General features: G+C 64.8%; 14 protein-coding genes. 5 read left to right on the top strand and 9 right to left on the bottom strand.

What is annotated here, in order from left to right; all coding sequences use genetic code 11:
- Positions 1-246: 246 nt before the first annotated feature.
- The 3 genes from ACFPOB_RS00085 to ACFPOB_RS00095 all read left to right on the top strand — a co-directional run bounded on the left by ACFPOB_RS00085 (position 247) and on the right by ACFPOB_RS00095 (position 4,712).
- A complete protein-coding gene (locus ACFPOB_RS00085; protein WP_377794906.1) occupies positions 247-2,061 on the top strand; it encodes a heavy metal translocating P-type ATPase in 1,815 nt (604 codons plus the stop codon).
- 282 nt (positions 2,062-2,343) lie between these two features.
- On the top strand, positions 2,344-3,777 hold the full coding sequence (locus tag ACFPOB_RS00090) for a bifunctional aminoglycoside phosphotransferase/ATP-binding protein (protein ID WP_377794908.1): 1,434 nt from the start codon (positions 2,344-2,346) through the stop codon (positions 3,775-3,777).
- 86 nt (positions 3,778-3,863) lie between these two features.
- The gene (locus tag ACFPOB_RS00095; RefSeq protein ID WP_377794910.1) at positions 3,864-4,712 is read left to right on the top strand and encodes a universal stress protein; all 849 of its coding nucleotides are present in this window, start codon (positions 3,864-3,866) and stop codon (positions 4,710-4,712) included.
- Positions 4,713-4,799: 87 nt separating this feature from the next.
- Here ACFPOB_RS00095 and ACFPOB_RS00100 read toward each other — a convergent pair whose 3' ends face one another.
- Positions 4,800-5,750: a hypothetical protein gene (locus ACFPOB_RS00100; protein ID WP_377794912.1), complete on the bottom strand. Its 951-nt coding sequence runs from the start codon at positions 5,748-5,750 to the stop codon at positions 4,800-4,802.
- A gap of 52 nt (positions 5,751-5,802) precedes the next feature.
- Here ACFPOB_RS00100 and ACFPOB_RS00105 point away from each other — a divergent pair, with 52 nt between their 5' ends.
- A complete protein-coding gene (locus ACFPOB_RS00105; RefSeq protein WP_377794913.1) occupies positions 5,803-6,063 on the top strand; it encodes a DUF6455 family protein in 261 nt (86 codons plus the stop codon).
- Positions 6,064-6,108: 45 nt separating this feature from the next.
- On the opposite strand, the gene ACFPOB_RS00110 is transcribed toward ACFPOB_RS00105, so the two are convergent.
- The 7 genes from ACFPOB_RS00110 to ACFPOB_RS00140 all read right to left on the bottom strand — a co-directional run bounded on the left by ACFPOB_RS00110 (position 6,109) and on the right by ACFPOB_RS00140 (position 14,109).
- Positions 6,109-6,492, bottom strand: a complete 384-nt coding sequence (locus ACFPOB_RS00110) for a hypothetical protein (protein ID WP_377794915.1) — start codon at positions 6,490-6,492, stop codon at positions 6,109-6,111.
- A 106-nt stretch (positions 6,493-6,598) separates the two neighbouring features.
- Complete coding sequence (locus tag ACFPOB_RS00115) at positions 6,599-9,307, bottom strand: bifunctional acetate--CoA ligase family protein/GNAT family N-acetyltransferase (RefSeq protein WP_377794917.1); 2,709 nt, start codon at positions 9,305-9,307, stop codon at positions 6,599-6,601.
- A 99-nt stretch (positions 9,308-9,406) separates the two neighbouring features.
- Complete coding sequence (locus tag ACFPOB_RS00120) at positions 9,407-10,078, bottom strand: helix-turn-helix domain-containing protein (protein WP_244543173.1); 672 nt, start codon at positions 10,076-10,078, stop codon at positions 9,407-9,409.
- 76 nt (positions 10,079-10,154) lie between these two features.
- Positions 10,155-10,523, bottom strand: coding sequence for a response regulator (locus ACFPOB_RS00125; protein ID WP_377794919.1), 369 nt, complete (start codon positions 10,521-10,523; stop codon positions 10,155-10,157).
- A 92-nt stretch (positions 10,524-10,615) separates the two neighbouring features.
- Complete coding sequence (gene fixJ, locus ACFPOB_RS00130) at positions 10,616-11,239, bottom strand: response regulator FixJ (protein WP_377794921.1); 624 nt, start codon at positions 11,237-11,239, stop codon at positions 10,616-10,618.
- Positions 11,232-12,764 (bottom strand): PAS domain S-box protein, encoded by a 1,533-nt coding sequence (locus ACFPOB_RS00135; RefSeq protein WP_377794923.1) that lies wholly within the window; start codon positions 12,762-12,764, stop codon positions 11,232-11,234. The genes fixJ and ACFPOB_RS00135 overlap by 8 nt, the downstream gene beginning before the upstream one ends.
- Positions 12,765-13,044: 280 nt before the next feature.
- Positions 13,045-14,109 carry an NAD(P)-dependent alcohol dehydrogenase gene (locus ACFPOB_RS00140; protein WP_377794925.1) on the bottom strand — a complete coding sequence of 355 codons (1,065 nt, stop codon included), beginning with the start codon at positions 14,107-14,109 and terminating at the stop codon, positions 13,045-13,047.
- A 146-nt stretch (positions 14,110-14,255) separates the two neighbouring features.
- Between ACFPOB_RS00140 and ACFPOB_RS00145 the strand changes: the two genes are divergently transcribed.
- Positions 14,256-15,266 (top strand): universal stress protein, encoded by a 1,011-nt coding sequence (locus tag ACFPOB_RS00145; RefSeq protein WP_377794926.1) that lies wholly within the window; start codon positions 14,256-14,258, stop codon positions 15,264-15,266.
- A 437-nt stretch (positions 15,267-15,703) separates the two neighbouring features.
- Here ACFPOB_RS00145 and ACFPOB_RS00150 read toward each other — a convergent pair whose 3' ends face one another.
- Entirely contained in the window at positions 15,704-17,050 is a 1,347-nt protein-coding gene (locus tag ACFPOB_RS00150; RefSeq protein WP_377794928.1) for a tyrosine-type recombinase/integrase, read from the bottom strand.
- Between the last annotated feature and the right edge of the window lie 114 nt (positions 17,051-17,164).

The following is a 17,164-nucleotide window of genomic DNA, read 5'->3' on the forward strand; positions in this document are numbered from 1 at the left end:
CGTCGGACGGCCAACCGTGAATATGCCATCGGCGAACGGGAGGATTGCGATGCCGAACAATCCCTCCAAGGCCGAAGAGATCGGCCGCCGCAACGTCGTCTCGCTTTCGACCGGCGAGATTCTGCCGGTGGTAGTTGCAGCCGGCAAGAGCCAGTTGCAGACATGATCGGCTCGCCACCTCAAGTCCTACGCGCTCAGTCGGAAAGCAGGGACAGGCGGGGGGGTGCAGCCCTGTTCCACGGCTGGATGAAGCGCGGGATCGTGGCATCGCCTCTGGTCGGGCTGCCGCTAGGCCTCGCCTTGAAGCTGTACGGCACCGAAGCTGCGGCGAACTTGGCCTGGATGGTCGCGACGCTACCGGTCCTGGCCAAGCTCGCGTTCGACATCCTCGTTAGCCTGCGTCGCAGCGAGTTCGGGCTCGACATCGCGGCGGCCCTGTCGATGAGCGCCGCGCTCTTCGTCGGCGAGAGCCTGGCCGCTGCGATCGTTGCGCTGATGTATGCCGGCGGACAGTATCTGGAAGCCTTCGCCGAGGGACGCGCACAACGTGACATGACCGCGCTGCTCTCGCGCCGGCCGGTGCGGGCGCTGCGCTTCGATGGTGACGGGCTGCACGAGGTGCCGGCGGAAAGTATCGCACCCGGCGATCGACTGCTGATCCGGCAGGGCGACGTCACGCCGGTCGACGGGCTGATCAGGAAGGGGATTGCCCGGCTGGACCTGTCGGCACTGACCGGTGAATCGCTGCCGGTTCGTCGCGAGATCGGCGCCGAGGTCCCTAGCGGGGCAAGCAATATCGGCGAGGCTTTCGAGCTCGTCGCTTCCCGCGCGGCGAAGGACAGCGTCTACGCCGGAATTGTACGAATGGTCGAAGCCGCGCAGCGTTCCAAGGCGCCGATGTCGCGGCTAGCCGATCATTATGCGCTGGGCTTTCTCGCAATCACTGTTGCACTGGCGGGCCTGGCCTGGTCCGCGAGCGGCGATGCCGTCCGGGCCGTCGCTGTCCTGGTGATCGCCACGCCGTGCCCTCTTCTGCTTGCGGTCCCTGTCGCGCTCGTGGCCGGCATGTCGCGTGCAGCCCGGCACGGCATCCTCGTCAAGGGCGCCCAGGTCATCGAAGGTCTCGCCGGCATTCGCACGATCGTGCTCGACAAGACCGGCACGCTGACGGAGGGACGCCTTCGGCTGGCTGGCATCGAGCTGGCCGAGCCACCCGTCTGCGACGAAACCACGCTGCTGCGGCTCGCAGCGTCCCTCGACCAGGCCTCACCACATGTTGCGGCCCGTGCCCTCGTCGACGAAGCACAGGACCGTGGCCTTTCTCTCGCCGTTCCCGAGGCGGTGAGCGAAACGGCCGGCGAAGGCATCTCCGGCTCCGTCGAGGGACTGCATCTCGCCTTGGGTGGCTGGAATTTCGTGACAGGCTTGATCGCGACGTGCGACACGGAGAGCCTGGCATATGTTCCGGATGGGAGGCCAATCGTCGCCGTCGCGATCGATGGCAAGTTCGCGGGCAGGATCCTGCTTTCCGACCGCTTGCGCCATGGCGCGGAAGACGTGCTTGGCGAATTACGTTCCCTCGGAGTCGAGCGAGTGGTCCTGGCCACCGGAGACCTGCCGAAGATCGCAGCGGCAATGACTGCGGGATTGCCGCTCGATGCCGTCCACGCCGACCAATCCGCAGCCGACAAGGTCGCTATCGTCAAGGCGGAGCAGCGATACGGGCCGGTCATGATGGTTGGCGACGGCGTCAACGATGCTCCGGCGCTCGCCGCCGCGACGATTGGGGCCGCGCTCGGCACGCACGGCTCGGCCGCTTCCGCCGAGACGGCCGACATGGTCTTGCTGGTCGACAGCCTGGATCGTCTTCCGCTCGCATTGCAGATTGCACGCCGCGCCCGCGAGGTCGCGCTCCAGAGCGTCTCCGCCGGTATCGGGCTGTCGCTCTTGGGCATGGCGGCGGCGGCCATGGGATGGCTGACCCCCGTGCAGGGGGCTCTGTTGCAAGAGGGAATCGATGTCGCGGTGGTGCTCAACGCGCTGCGGGCGCTGAGCGACTGACGAGCGTCGCTATCGCTCATGCGGTCGCAAGGGCTGGCTCCGTTGGAACTCGCCTCACAGCTGTCGAGTTCGGTCGGCATCGCCACATAATGCCAATGCGCGCCGGCGTTGAGGGACATCAAGGCCATAGAGGCCTGCCCGCAGCTAGTCTTTTGGCGCGCAGCCGGAGCCCTCGGGATGGATGTCGACAGGCAGAACGATGTCATCGCCTTCTTGTGCTCGCGGCGGGCGTTCGGCTCGGGCGAGCCGCCGGACGAGTCGGTCTCGACGCATATCTCAACGGTGCTGCTGCTTGGCGAACGCGCCTTCAAACTGAAGCGGCCAGTGCGCCTTCCCTATGTCGATCTTTCCAGCCCGGAGCGCCGGCTGCAGCTTTGCGAGCGCGAGCTGGAGTTGAACCGCCGGACGGCGCCCGATCTCTATCGTCAGGTGCACCGCGTTACCCTCGAGTCTGACGGACGCCTCGTCTTGAACGGCACTGGTCAACTCGTCGATGCCGTCCTCGAGATGCGGCGCTTCGACGGTGCCATGCTGTTCGACAAGCTGGCCGGCGCAGGGAGCTTGACCGGAGTGCAGATCGAGGATCTCGCGGACGTCATCGCCGAATTTCATCGATCCGCCCCTGTCGCCGACGATGCCGGCGGCGCCGAGCGCCTGCGCCGCGTGCTCGACGTCAACACGCGCGCCTTCGCAAGCGCGCCGCATCTGCAGCCGGATGCCGTGGCCGCCGCGGATTCCGCCTGCCGTGCGGCATTGACGCGTCATGCCGCCCTGCTCGATCAGCGCGCACGAGACGGCTTCGTGCGGCGCGTGCATGGCGATCTACACCTGCGCAATATTTGCCTCATCGACGGCAGGCCGACGTTGTTCGACTGCCTCGAATTCGACGAAGACCTCGCCACCACCGACGTGCTTTACGATGTCGCCTTCGCGCTGATGGATCTGTGGCATGGCGGCGCGAAGGATTTGGCCAACATCCTGTTCAACCGCTATCTTGACGCGACCGGAGACGATGCCGGCATCGCCCTGCTTCTGCTGTTCATGGCGGTGCGCGCCGCGGTCCGGGCCCATGTTACGGCGCGAACCGCGACGATCTGCCAAAACGCCCTCGAAGCTCAGGGCTATCTCGACCTCTGCTGCGAACTCCTGCGCGAGAGCCCGCCGACGCTAACGGCCATCGGCGGTTATTCCGGCTCTGGGAAATCGACGGTCGCTGCCGCAGTCGCGCCGTGCCTGGGAGCCGCGCCCGGCGCGCGCGTCCTTTCCAGCGATCGCTTCCGGAAACGCCTCTTCGGCGTCGCGGCGCGCGCCCGCCTGCCTGCAGATGCGTATCGGACGGAGATCTCCCTCCGCGTCTATACCGAGCTCGCCGAAACCGCAGAGCGCGTCCTACGAGGTGGCCGATCCGTTATCGCCGACGCGGTGTTCGACCGGCAGGCCGATCGCGATCGTTATGTCGGGATCGCGGCCAGCGTCGGTGCCACGTTTCGTGGCGTCTGGCTGGATGCGCCAGAAAAGACCCTGGTCGACCGCGTCACGCACCGACGGGACGATCCGTCCGACGCCACGCCGGATGTGGTGGTGCAGCAGATCGCAAGGCACGGAGCGCCGACCGACTGGACCACGATCCGCGCAAACGTCGAAGCGGCGAGCGTAGCCGCGGCAGTGAAGCGCGTCTTGCTCGGCTACGCTGGCGCCACCGATGCGCGCGCATGACAAGCTTGCCGCTGCTTGCGGCAAATCAATGCCGTTCTCTCCACTCAGGTCGAAGCTTCCTTGTCACTCCAACCAGGGAGATCGTCATGGAACTGAACACGGCCTCATCACAGGATTTTGGCCTCGCGAGCGTCATGGTCCCGATCAATCTCGGTGCTGGCGCAGCCGATCGTGTCAGGCTCGCGTTGTCGCTCGCAGAGCGCTTCGGCAGCCGTCTGATCGGCATTGCCGCTCAGGAACGTGCTGTCCTTTATCTCGGAGACGGTACAGTCAGCGTCGATGCGATGCTTGTCGAGGAGGCCACGAAGGCTGCGCAGGAGGACCTTGCAAGGGCGGAGGCCATCTTTCGGCGCGTCGCCGGACATTACAACGACATCGTCTGGCGCAGCGCCATCGACACGCCGCTTCCCTACATCACGCGCAACGCTCGCGCTGCCGATATCGTGGTGGTGGGCCGGCAGTCCTCACTCGACGCGCCGCAAGGCAGGATGGCACTCGCCCCTGCTGATCTTGTCATGGATCTCGGGCGTCCGCTTCTCGTCGCGCCGCCGGACGTCGCCGAGCTTTTGGCCGAGAACATCGTAATCGCCTGGCGCGATACGCGGGAGGCGCGACGCGCCGTCTGGGATGCTCTGCCCTTCCTCAAGCGTGCCAAGACTGTGACCATCGTCTCCGTTGGAGAGGGGGCTCCCGAGCAGGGCACCCATGACGTACGCGACTATCTCGCTCTGCACGGTGTTGCGGCTGACCTCGATGTGCGGCCCAAGATCACCAATTTCGCAGCGCAAGAGTTGATCGACTGTGCGCGCCGCCAGAACTCGGACCTGATTGTATCCGGCGCATATGGCCACAGCCGAATGCGCGAGTGGCTGCTCGGCGGGATGACTGCAGATCTACTGGAATCGACGCCGGTTTGCTGTCTGATGTCTCACTAAAAAAACCGGCCCGATCGCGCCTTGTTGGCCTGATCGGGTCAATCATGAGTGTGTCAACAGCCCATTTCGGAGCGGCGCTGCTCGCAGTCAGGTCGAGAGAAGGCAGGGAATGCGGCAGCGCGACAACATCCGCGTCGTCTGCCGCACCAGCTCGGAACACACGAGCTGATTGCTGCAATAGGCGGGCGCGACGAGCAGATCGGCATCGTCTTCGTCGAGGATATGCAGGAGCTCTCGCAGCGGTGCTGCCCCGCTTCGACCGCGGGCCCTCGCGGGGACGCCGTGGCTCTGCAGGAAATCGGCGACATCGGCGGCGCTGCTTGCCGGTGCGGCCGACAGTACCTCGTTCAAGGTGACCACGCTGACCTGCTGCGCCCGGCGCAACAGCGGCAGAGCCTCACGTACAACGCGTCGCGAGGCCCGACAGTCGCGCCAGGCTATCGCAATATGTCGCGGCAGCGCGCGAGCCTCGTAGGCAGGCGGCGCGACCAGGACGGGCCGCCCGCCGCGGACGAGCAACACCTGCGCATCGCAGGGACCATCATCATTGCCCGATGATGTCGACTGTCCGATCACGATGAGGTCGGCGCGCCGCGCTTCGCGCAGCACCGCTTCGGTCATCGATCCGATTCCGCCAGCAAAGAAGACTTGGTCGACGCTCGCTTCGACCGTGGCGCGGAACCCTGCCTCCACTGTGGCGAGATCGACATGGCAGCTGGCGCGCGCTTCCGCGAGCAGCTCGCCCACCATCCCGATTGTGGCGTTTGGCTCGACCTCCGGCGGGTGCGGCCATCGCGACAGAACACCCAGAAGGCTCGCGCCGAGCTGGCCAGCGAGCATTCCCGCATAGCTGCCTCGCTGATAGGCGGCATCGTCTTCGCCCAGGGCAACCAATATCTCGGCGTAGGACATCGGAGCCTCCCACTGATGGCTATCGGAGACGATCTTAGATCGCGGGTTGGGCTCCGCCTTGATGCGCGTCAAAGCCCCCTCAACCGGGTCGCCATGCGCGGACTTGTCCGAGATCAAGGCGAGCATGTCGCTCGATCCCGATAATGCGTGCTCGACTTGCAACCGACGGAGCACCACCATGCGCATCTGGCTCAGGCGCCGTTTCGAACGGCAGGCCCGGTTGATGGGCGCCATGATGGAGCGAATTGGCATTGAGCCCGAACTGGCGGCAAGTCGCGGGCGGCTCTATGACGCCGCCAATCGCCGCTGTCTCTGGTGCGCCGCTCATGAAGCGTGCGGCAAATGGATCGAGCAGGACCATAGCGCCGAGAACGGCCCTAGCTTCTGCCCTAACGCCACGTTCTTCGAACACACCAAGCAGATGCATCCCAAGGGCTGACCGGCCGCCGCGGCGTGAGGTTCAGGTGCTCCGGCAGCCGGTAGATCAGGCCTTCCGGACCGCCATGACGGCATAGGTCCGCAAACGCCCGCCGGCGTCCTTGATCGACACATATTCGCCAGGCGCCATCCGGTGGCTGTCGAGGCGAAAGCCGCCTTCATCGTCCGCGTCAGACCGGTCATCATAGTCGAAGACCCAGCTCGCTCCACCTGCTCCGCCCGCGCGGTGGAGCAGCCTGCCGTGGCGCGTTGCTCCGTCAGGTGCCAACCGCCTCACGCGGCAGTGATCGCGCTGGGCGTGCCAGGCCTCCGTGTCGAGCCGCCCCGCTTCGTCGAGCGGTGCGACGATCTCGTAGCCGTCGCGCGGATTGCCTTCGGGAAACTCGGGACAACGCGCGAGCTGCAGCGAAATCTTGCTCAAGCCTGTCATTGTAACCTCCTCCTTATGGTCAGCCCGTTCCCGCGATAGAGACCCCGAGTGCGCCTTGTGATCGACAAGCAGGAGCACGCGGCGCCCTTGAGCGCCTTGATGTTCCTCAAACGCCGGGAGCAGGCCGAAGAATCAGCTCGGCATTGACCAGATCGGTGTCGTTCGGCTCGGGCCGCGTGCCGAAGCCGAGCTCGCGGCACATCCTCAGCATGGTGGAGTTTCCGCGCATCACCTGGCCGTGAATGACCGACAACCCCTCCTGCCGAGCCCAGGCGATCACCATTTCCATCAGCGTCCAGCCCAGGCCCTGGCCCTTCAGATCGGAGCGGACGAGCACGGCGTATTCAGCGCGCTCATGATTGGCGTCGGCATGCAGGCGTGAGACGCCGAGGAGGCGCCCATCCTCCTCGGAGATGGCGGCGAACGCGATCGCGCGCGCATAGTCCAGCTGGGTCAGCCGCGCGATGAAATCGTGGCTGGGCTTGCGCGGAAGGGCGAAGAAGCGCAGGCGCAGATCGTCCTCGGTGATGCCCGCCAGGAAATCCGGATAGAGCTTCTCATCCTCCGGGCGCAACGGCCTGATCAGGATCTTGCGGCCGTCCTTCAGCACCGTCCGCCGCTCCAGATGGCGGGGATAAGGCCGGATCACCATGCGCGGATGATCATTCTCGCGGCAGGCGCCAACCGGCATCACCCTGATCCGGGCATCGACCACGATGACGCCGTCCGGGTCGGCGAGCAGAGGGTTGAGGTCGAGCTCGCGGATTTCGGGACAATCCGCCGCCAGTTGGGCAAGCTTGACGAGCGTTGTCGCCACAGCGTCGAGATTGGCGGCAGGAACGTTCCGGTAAGCCGCCAGGACACGGGACACCCTGGTGCGGGCAATGAGGTCGCGAGCCCGATCGAGATCGAGAGGCGGCAGCGCCAGTGCCTTGTCGGCGATCGCCTCGACCGCCGTCCCGCCTCGGCCGAAGACGATGACCGGACCGAACGTCGGGTCGTCGGCGATGCCGGCGATCAGCTCGCGGGCATTGCGCCGCCGGATCATCGGTTGAACCAGAAAGCCCGATATCCGTGCCTCCGGCCTGATCTTTCGAATGCGCGCCAGCATGTTCTCAGCGGCGACGCGGACGGCTTCGGCCGTGGTCAGGTCGAGTGCGACACCATCCACATCGGACTTGTGGATGATGTCGGCCGAATGCAGCTTGAGCACCACCGTGTTGCCGGCCGCGAGCACCTCGGCGCCAAACCTGGCCGCCTCCTGCGGATCGGATGCAAGGCGCGGCGCCGCGACCGGGATCGCATAGGCTTCGAGCACCCGCGCCGTCTCGATCGGATCGAGCCAGTTTTCACCCTTCCGAAGCGCCTCGCCGATGGCCGCTTTTGCGGCCGGCGTATCTGGGACGAAATCCTGCGGCATGCCGTCCGGCATGCGCATCAGCTCGGTTTGAGCCCGGCGATAGGCAATCAGATGAGCCATGCCCCTCACGGCATCCGCTTCGGTCGGAAAGCTTGGGATCCCGGCAGCCACGAAACGATCGGGCCCCTCCTCCTTGTCGGCTCCGATCCAGGCCGTGAACACAGGCTTGCGGAGCTCTCGGCGCGCCCGGCGCTGCTCGACGACATGCGCGATCGCTTCGGCGGCCTCGCGCTGGCTGGTCAGGCGGGTCGCGACGTCGAGAACCAGAAGGGCATCGCTGTTCTCGTCCTCGAGCAGGATATCGAGCGCCTTGGCGAAACGATCGGCATCGGCGTCGCCAATGATGTCGACCGGGTTGGCCTGGGACCATGATGGCGGCAGGACGGCATCGAGCCGGGCTCTCGTCGCCTCAGTCAGGGTCGCCATGCTGATGCCGAGATCGAGCAGACGGTCGACCGCAAGCACGCCGATACCGCCGCCATTGGTCAGGATCGCGACCCGATCGCCATCGAACGGCGACTGGCGTCCGAGCGTCTCGGCGGCGGCGAACAGATCGGCGACATCATAGGCCCTGACCAGCCCGGCTCGCCTGAAGGCCGCATCGTAGACCGCATCGGAGCCGGCAAGCGCGCCGGTATGGGTCGCGGCCGCCGCGGCTGCGGGCGCATGGCGGCCGGCCTTGATGACGACGACCGGCTTGACTCGCGCGGCCGCGCGCGCCGCCGACATGAACTTGCGTGGATCGGCGATGGCCTCGACATAGAGCAGGATCGCCCGCGTCCCGGGATCGAGTGCGAAATGATCGAGGCAGTCGCCGAAATCGACGTCGATCTGGTCGCCCAGCGTGAGGACTCCGGAAAAGCCGAGGCGATGCGCCGCCGCCCAGTCGATCAGGCCGGCAGCGACAGCGCCGGATTGGGAGATCAGGGCGAGATCGCCCTGCTGGAGCTGTCCGGAAGCGAAGCTCGCATTGAGGCGCGCATAGGGCGACATCAGCCCCAGGCAATTGGGCCCGACGATGCGCATTCCGACCGCGCGGCCGAGCTCCCGGATCGCCCAGGCCGCGGAACCCGGCCCGCGCCCCAGCCCTGCCGTCAGGATCAGGCAGGCCCCGATCCCTTGCTTGGCGGCGGCCTCGACGACGCTCCGCACCGCATCCGGTGGCGTACAGACGATGGCGAGGTCTGGCGGCTCCGGGAGGGCCGCGAGATCGGGATGGCAGGCTTCGCCGCTGATCGTTCGATGGCGGGGATTGACCGGCCACAGGGACCCGGCGAATCCACCCTCGCGAAGATTGGCGAGGACGGCCTGCCCGACCGATCCGGCGCGTTCGCTGGCTCCGACAATCGCGACCGAGCGCGGCTGCATCAGCGCATCGAAGCGGTATGTGCTCATTCTCGGCTCCATGCTTGCTTACGGCGACAGAGTGCCGCTGCTTTGAGACATTTGCTCCACAAGCAGGCCGAGAGTCCCTTGATCGCCGCGGCGCAGGCCTCAGGCGTCGAGACGGCGTAAGGCGATCCGGTCGCGCAGGACGATCGAGCGGCGATGGGACGGCAGCTCGATGACGCCTTTACGCTCGAGCTGAGTCAACGTGCGGGAGACGGTCTCGATCGTGAGACCGAGATGATCGGCGATGTCGCTGCGCGACATGGGCAGATCCAGATGGCTCATCTCGGAGAGACGTCCCGACATGTCCAGCAGGAAGGTCGCGATGCGTTCCAGGGCGCTCTTGCGGCCGAGCAGGAGCATGTGGCTCTGCGCGCGCTCGATCGCATGCATCATCGCCGCGACCACGCGCTGGGCGAATTCAGCATCTTCCGCCAGCATCCGCTCGAGCTGCGAGCGCTGATAGATCCGCAGCGTCGCGTCTTCGACGACCTCGGCGCCGACCCGGTGCAGGGCGGACGCCTCAAATCCGAAAAGATCACCCTTCAGGTGAAAGGCGTCGATCTGGCGCCGCCCGTCCTTGAGGAGTTGCGACGTCCGAACCGTTCCGGAGACCACCTCGTAGAAGTGCAGCGCAGCTGAGCCTTCGGAAAAGACGGTCTGCCCCTTCTTGAAGCGTGTCGGAACATCGATGAACGCAATGGCGCGCTTCTGGACGATGGCACCTGGTACCGCATGCCCGGCGTGGGGGTACTGAAGAGCGGTCTGCATCGGCATGTCTCCGCTTGCGATCTGTGATGACGTTCTACCTCCCGCGGAACCCTGCCAAAATCCGATACACTCCTAAGGGATTTTACTGAGGCCCTTCCTGCGATCGCGTCAGGGCGCTCCGGATTCCGTCGAGCAGCGCGCTGTCATGCAGGGGTTTCTCGAGCACTTTGCAGAAGCCTGCCCGTCTCGCGCGCTCCCGCACCTCCCGGCTGGGAAGACCTGTCATGAGAATTGCCGGAAGCCGGACATCGCGGCGCCTCAGCCGGTCGATCAGCTCAAAGCCATCCATCCCGGCCATCGCATAGTCGATGACGAGGCAGCCACGGGCAGGAAGATCGTCGTCGAGAAGAAGGCTCTGCGCATCGCCATAGATGCGGACGTCGAGCCCCTCGATCTCGAGGGCGAACTTCAGCGAACGCAGGACGGCGGGATCATCGTCGACGATGATCACCGGCCCGGTGGATTCCAACGTCGGAGGGTTCTTGACAGACATGCGAGCCGTTATCGCGCTCGCCAAGCTCTTCGGAAATTCCGGGAAACCCCTTAGGGCTTGTCGTCCTTGGCCCCGGCCAGAAGCACGAAGCGGACGAGCTCGGACAGGCTGCGCGCCTGCATCTTCGTCATGGCATTGGCGCGGTAGATCTCGACAGTCCGAGGACTGATATCGAGGTCGAAGGCGATGACCTTGTTTGCCTTGCCGGCGACCAACCCATCCAGCACCTGACGTTCGCGTTCGGACAGCGATTGAAGTCGCTGCCTGATCTCCTGCGTCTCGTTGTCGATGCGGAAACGCTCGCGATGGCGGCTCAATGCCGAGCGGACCGCGCCGAGAATCGTCTCGTCGTCGAAGGGCTTCTCGACAAAATCGAGCGCTCCCTCCTTCATCGCCTCGACGGCCAGCGGCACGTCGGCATGGCCGGTCATCACGATCACCGGCATGGCGTAGCCGCTCTGCCTGAGACGGCGCAGGAATTCGATGCCATCGATCTCCGGCATCCGGACATCGGTCACCACACAGCCCCTGCCACCGGCGCCGACCTTGTCGAGGAATGCGACCGCCGACTCGTGGAGCCTGACCGGCAGGCCGTCAGAAGCGAGGAGGAACGACAGTGACTGGCGCACCGCCGCATCGTCGTCGACGATATGAACGACCGCCTCTTCAGCCATTCTGGAACTCTCCGGGATCGACCGCGCGCAACGTAAAGCTGAACGTGGTCCCTTCGCCAGGACGACTATCGGCCCAGATCTTACCGCCATGCGCCTCGACGATCGTTCTGCAGATCGACAAGCCGACGCCCATGCCCTGCTTCTTGGTCGTCATGAAGGGTTGGAACAATTGCTCGGCGACGGCTGGGCTGATGCCGGGCCCCGTATCGGCGATGCTGATCTCAATCAGTTCGTCGGCAACCGCCCTCGTCGAGATCGAAAGTTCGCGTCGTTGCGAGCCGGACATGGCTTCGAGGGCGTTGCGGATCAGGTTCAGCAGGACCTGCTGAACCTGGATCCGATCCGCCAACACGTAGGCGGCCGTCGGATCGAGCGCGAAGGTTATGCGCACGCCCTTTTCCTTGGCACCGACGAGGGCGAGCGCGCTCGCCTCCTCGATGAGTTTCGGCAGGGCTTCCACATGCCGCTCGCTCTCGCCGCGCGCGACGAACTCGCGCAGGTGCCGGATTACCTGGCCGGCCCGCAAGGCCTGCTCGGCCGCTTGGTTGACCCCGTCGCGCAGCAGCTGGAACTCGTCGCCCTCGAACCTCTGCAGGATGCGGTGGCAGCCCTTGAGGTAGTTCGTGATCGCCGTCAGCGGCTGGTTCAGTTCATGAGCGAGCGTCGACGCCATGTCGCCGAGGGCGGTGAAGCGGGACACGTGCACAAGCTCTGATTGAAGCTCCTGCAGGCGGGTTTCGGTCTGCTGGCGCTCGGTCAGGTCGCGGATGAAGCCAGTGAAGTAACGTTGGCCGCCGGAGCGCATCTCGCCGACCGAGAGCTCCATCGGGAAGGTCGAACCATCCTTGCGCTGGCCGACCACGACGCGGCCGATCCCAATGATCCGCTTCTCGCCAGTCGAGAGATAGCGCCCGATATAACCGTCATGCTGCGAGCGATACGGGTCCGGCATCAGCATCTTGACGTTCTCGCCGATGACCTCGCTCGGCTGATAACCGAACTGCCGAACCGCCGCGACGCTGAACGATTGGACATGGCCCCGCTCGTCGATAACGATCATCGCGTCCGGCACCGTCTCCAGGATCGAGCGCAAATGCGCTTCGCTGGCGCGCAAGGCTCCTTCGGCGCTACGCTGCCCACCGGTATCGCGCAGCACGATACCGAAGCCGAGGACCTGCTTCCGATGCCCGTGCAACGCCGAGATGGTGATCCGAGCCTGGAAATCGGCGCCACTCTTGGTGCGGCGCGGCGCCTCGAGCCTGAGTTCCTTCAGCTCGGCAGCGCGCAGGTCGGACGCTGGGCGTCCCGTCCCCTGATCCTGTTCGCCATACAATAGATGATGCGACTGCCCGCAGAGCTCGCCAGCGCTCCATCCGATCACCTGCTCGCAGCCTGCGCTGACGCTGCAGATCCGTCCGCTGGCGTCGAGCACCAGAAGAACGAACCGCTCGACCGTGTCCGAGGATGGGATGTCAGCCGGAACCGTCTCGGCCAGCATCTCGTCTGCTTCCGTTGATCTCTGCATCCGGGCTCCAAAAAGAGACCGAGGCTTGACGCTAAGCCATGACCTCGACCGGAATCACGCCCGCCCGGATCATGCCGCCGGATCAATACAGCACGTGTTCCGTGAGTTGGAAACGATCGAAATTTGCCGCGGACCCGCGCCGCAGCCACCGGTCGACATGCGGCGCTTTAACAGAGCGTCGCGGCTTTCATTCAATCTGGCAAAAAACGTTCGGCTGCGATTGCTGCTGCGGAATTTTCGCCGCGACGAGCGGCCGGGATTACCTGCTCTCCCCGGCCGGCTAAGGCTTGATCGCGACCTTGAGGACGCCGTCGCGCTGCGCGCCGAAGAGTTCGTACGCCTCCTTGATGCGTTCCAGCGGGAAGCGATGCGTGACTAGCGCGCTGAGATCGATACGCCCGGCGTCGACCACGTCGATCAGGCGGCGCATCCGCTCCTTCCCGCCGGGGCAAAGCGTGGTCACGATGCGATGGTCGCCCAGCCCCGCTGCGAAGGCGCCGAGCGGTATCGTCAGGTCACCTGAATAGACGCCGAGCGAAGACAGCGTTCCGCCGGGGCGCAGAACCGCCAGGGCGGCGGAGAACGTCTCTTGCCTGCCGAGCGCCTCGATCGCGACGTCGACGCCGCGTCCATCCGTCAGCCGCATGATCTCGGCGACGGGATCGCCCTTGCTGAAATCGACGATCTCGTCCGCCCCGAGCCGCCGCGCCATCTGCTGTCGCGCCGGAATGCTTTCCACGGCGATGATGCGAGTCGCTCCCATCAGCAGGGCGCCTGCCGTGGCGCACAAGCCGATCGGTCCCTGCGCGAAGACGGCGACGCAATCGCCGATCTTCACTCCACCGCTCTCGGCGCCGGAGAAACCGGTCGACATGATGTCTGGGCACATCAGAACCTGTTCGTCGGTCAAACCGGACGGGACGTGCGCAAGATTGGCCATCGCGTCAGGCACGAGCAGGTATTGGGCCTGCGCTCCGTCGATCGTATTGCCGAAGCGCCAGCCGCCCATGGCCTTGAAGCCATGCCGCTCGCCGGGCCCATCTTGCGAGAGGCAGCCGCAGAGGCAGGCGGCGCTGTGTCCCGATGGTGTGATCGCGCCGGCGATCACGCGTTGTCCCTCCCGAAAGCCCTTCGCTTCCGACCCGAGCTTCTCGATCATGCCGACCGGCTCGTGGCCAATCGTCAGCCCGCGAGCCACCGGATACTCGCCCTTGAGGATATGGATATCGGTGCCGCAGATCGTCGTGGTCGTGATCCGCAGCAACGCATCGAGCGGCCCCGGCTCGGGAAGCGGCTTGTCCTGGAGCTCGATCCGGCCGGGCTCCACGAATACGGCGGCGCACATCATTTTGGGCCGGCGCCGCCGGCGTCCCCATTCAGACTGCGTTGCGAAAAGGCTTTGAGGCTGGATCGCCCGCGTCATGATCGCTCTCCGAAATCTCGTCGAACTGTTACGACCGGAGACTGCCGCAGATCCCAGCCACCGCATTGATGCAACGCAAAAACGCGGCGATTTCGCCAATTCCAACCGCCTTGATGAAGATCAATGCGCAGCCGCTCCGTCCGTCGCTCGATGATCGCACGCCATGCACAGTGGAAGCGGAGGTTGCCATGAACGACGTCTCATCACCGTCCGAGACAGTGCGGTCGGCGCCGGCTGTTGGCTTCGCCGCCTATCGCGACATCGCCGTCCATCTCGATGGTTCGCCGGAAGACGAGTTCCGTCTGGCCTGGGCCGAAGCATTGGCGGCAAGCCATGGGGCGCGGCTCACCGGCATCTTCACCAACATGCTGCCTGATCCCGCACTTTTCTTCGACGAGTTTGGCATCGCGGCGATCGGACAGTTGACGGATGCCGTCGTCGTGGAGGGAAGCGCCATCGAGACTCGCCTGAACCAGCGCTTCGACAAGCTTAGACCAACCAATGAGTTGCGCCGCCTTGACGCCGTCCCAGGCATGCTTGAACAAGCGGTTGCGACCGAGGCGCGCTGGAATGATCTCTTCGTGGCGAGCAGCCCACGTGACGGCGAACAGGCGCGCTGGCGTGCGATGATCGAGAGTGTGATGTTCGACGGCGGACGAGGCCTCTGCCTGCTGCCGCCGAAGGCCGAACTGCGGTCTGCGATCCGAACGGTTCTCGTTGCTTGGGTCGATTCCCGCCAAAGCGCTCGGGCAGTTGCAGAAGCCATGCCTCTGATCGCCCAGGCTTCGCAGGTGCAGGTCGTGACGGTCAGCGAAGAGGCCCATGGGCGGATGGGCGGGGCCGAAGCCCTAACCGACATCACGGCCCATCTCACCCGCTGCGGCGCCAAGGTGACGGCGAATGCCCTGCAAACCGAGACCACCCCAGGCGACGCCCTTCTCAATGAGGCAAGACGGACTTCTGCAGACCTGATCGTCGCAGGAGCTTACGGCCATTCGCGCTTCAGAGAATGGGTCCTGGGCGGCGTCACCGCGGATTTTCTGGCCAGCTCTCCCGTCCCGCTGCTTATGGCTCACTAGAGCAGAATGGCAAAGTGCCGGCCGATAGCGAACCTCTGTCAATGCTCGTGCTGTCGTTTCGACAGTTTTGTCAGATGCATAACTGGCAAGTTGCCATCATCGATAGAACGCCTGGCTTTAAACGTCATGGCGTTATGAATGTCCGCTTTCAGGCAAAGTGCCAATGTCCGCAAATGGGGCGCTCAGCAGACCGCTATTATATCGGCGCGCCCATCGTCAATGTCTTCTATAATCTGCTTTCGGACAGCGATGCAATCGGCAGGCGTGTCGCCGACCGCGTCGGTGCGGGCAGCACGATGCCTGCAGCCTATCCCGTGCAGAGCCGCCTAACTGAGCCCTCGCTAGAATCGCGATCGAAGATGCCTTCGGCGCGAGCCTCGTCCGCCGGAAGGGTCGGATCGCACAGCACATCGATCTCAAATTCTAATTCGATGCGGCTACGCCGCATCACGATCACTCTCATCCGCTCCAGTATCCGTGTTCCCGAGGAAATGCGCGAGCGACGCCTTTCGCGAGGCCCGGTCGAGCGCATACGAGGTGTGGCTGAAGGCGACGCCATCCAGCAGACCTTGAATGTAGCCGGCGATATTGTCCGCGGCCATGACGAGCGCGGTGTCTACCGTATGGATGTAGCGGCTCGTCACAGTCCCGCGCGAATGGCCTACCAGGGCAGCAATGGTCGCTTCGGTGAAACCGAGATCGTTGGCGATGCTGGCGAAGCTGTGCCGCAGGACATGCGGCGTGATGTCGGCGAACTCGGTCTTGCCTAATATCTTCGTCCAATGGTTCGGAAAGCTTCCGAAGGGCGTATCGTCGGTCCAGCCGGCAAACGCATAACCCTCCGTGCCTTCCTCGAGCCGCCCCTCGAAATACTCAAGCACCGGCAGGCCGACCGGCCGTACCGACGCGCCTTCCTTGCTGTCGGTGAGGCGCAGGCAACTGCCCTCGAAGTCGATCTCGCTCCAACGCAGCTTGATGATCTCGCTGCGCCGGCAGCCGGTGAGGGCAAGGACCCAGATCATCTCCGCCGCAGTCGTATATTGCCCGTCCTCGGTTGCCTTCCTGAGAATTTCGCCGAGCGCGCGATATTCCTGCTCGCTCAGCCGGCGGCCGTTGACGTTGTCCTTCGGCTTGCGGACACCGTGTGCGGGATTGCCCTCGATGATGCCGAGTTCGACCGCATGGCTCAGAATGCCGCCTAGGAGGCCGATCGTGCGCGTTGCCGCGCCGGCGCCTCCGCGCACGATCGCCCGGCCGCGCAACTTTTCAGTCTTCACATCAGCCCGCGTCTTACCTGCCATGATGTCTTTCATGGCCTGGGTGATGTCGGCCCTTGTCAGATCACGAACCCGCCGGCTGCCGAGCAATGGAATGAGATGACGCTGGATGCGTCCCGTATCCGTGACGATCGTGGTAGCCTTCTTCGGGCGGCCTCGCTTGCCGAGAATAAGACCTCGCTCGAGGTCGGCGAGGTAGCGGGCACAAAGCTCCTTGACCGTGATCGCTTCGCGATCGAGCTTGCGATCCTCGGCGGGGTTTCCGCCCCTTGCGACCTGACCGAGCAGGACTTTCGCTTCGCGCCTTGCCGCCTCGGGCGTCCAGACCCCATGCAGACCGATCGTGTAGCGTCGCGAGCGCCCGGCCGAGCGATACTGCACCAGATAGCTCCGCTTGCCGGACGCAAAGACGCGAAGCCCGAATCCGGGCAAATCCTCGTCCCAGGTGATGTAGTCCGACTCACCGATCGCGGCGTTGTCGACGGTTCGTTTGGTCAGTTTCGCCACGCTTCGCTCTCTTTTCGGAAGGCTTCTCGCGTAAGCAGGGCGGAAGCACGGCAAGGAGGGGTTTCGACCGTTCTATCGTACGGCCGGTGCGGGCGGATATCAAATTTCTTTTTG

It is taken from the genome of Allobosea eneae (genome assembly GCF_042657265.1).
In the GTDB taxonomy this organism is placed as follows: Bacteria; Pseudomonadota; Alphaproteobacteria; order Rhizobiales; family Beijerinckiaceae; genus Allobosea; species Allobosea eneae.

Excerpts from the sequence above, each read along its gene's own strand:
- ACFPOB_RS00100 (WP_377794912.1), bottom strand. The coding sequence starts at position 5,750 with ATGCTCGCCTTGATCTCGGACAAGTCCGCGCATGGCGACCCGGTTGAG.
- ACFPOB_RS00095 (WP_377794910.1), top strand. The coding sequence starts at position 3,864 with ATGGAACTGAACACGGCCTCATCACAGGATTTTGGCCTCGCGAGCGTC.
- ACFPOB_RS00135 (WP_377794923.1), bottom strand. The coding sequence starts at position 12,764 with ATGCAGAGATCAACGGAAGCAGACGAGATGCTGGCCGAGACGGTTCCG.
- ACFPOB_RS00085 (WP_377794906.1), top strand. The coding sequence starts at position 247 with ATGAAGCGCGGGATCGTGGCATCGCCTCTGGTCGGGCTGCCGCTAGGC.
- fixJ (WP_377794921.1), bottom strand. The coding sequence starts at position 11,239 with ATGGCTGAAGAGGCGGTCGTTCATATCGTCGACGACGATGCGGCGGTG.
- ACFPOB_RS00120 (WP_244543173.1), bottom strand. The coding sequence starts at position 10,078 with ATGCCGATGCAGACCGCTCTTCAGTACCCCCACGCCGGGCATGCGGTA.
- ACFPOB_RS00110 (WP_377794915.1), bottom strand. The coding sequence starts at position 6,492 with ATGACAGGCTTGAGCAAGATTTCGCTGCAGCTCGCGCGTTGTCCCGAG.
- ACFPOB_RS00105 (WP_377794913.1), top strand. The coding sequence starts at position 5,803 with ATGCGCATCTGGCTCAGGCGCCGTTTCGAACGGCAGGCCCGGTTGATG.
- ACFPOB_RS00145 (WP_377794926.1), top strand. The coding sequence starts at position 14,256 with ATGCAACGCAAAAACGCGGCGATTTCGCCAATTCCAACCGCCTTGATG.
- ACFPOB_RS00115 (WP_377794917.1), bottom strand. The coding sequence starts at position 9,307 with ATGAGCACATACCGCTTCGATGCGCTGATGCAGCCGCGCTCGGTCGCG.
- ACFPOB_RS00140 (WP_377794925.1), bottom strand. The coding sequence starts at position 14,109 with ATGTGCGCCGCCGTATTCGTGGAGCCCGGCCGGATCGAGCTCCAGGAC.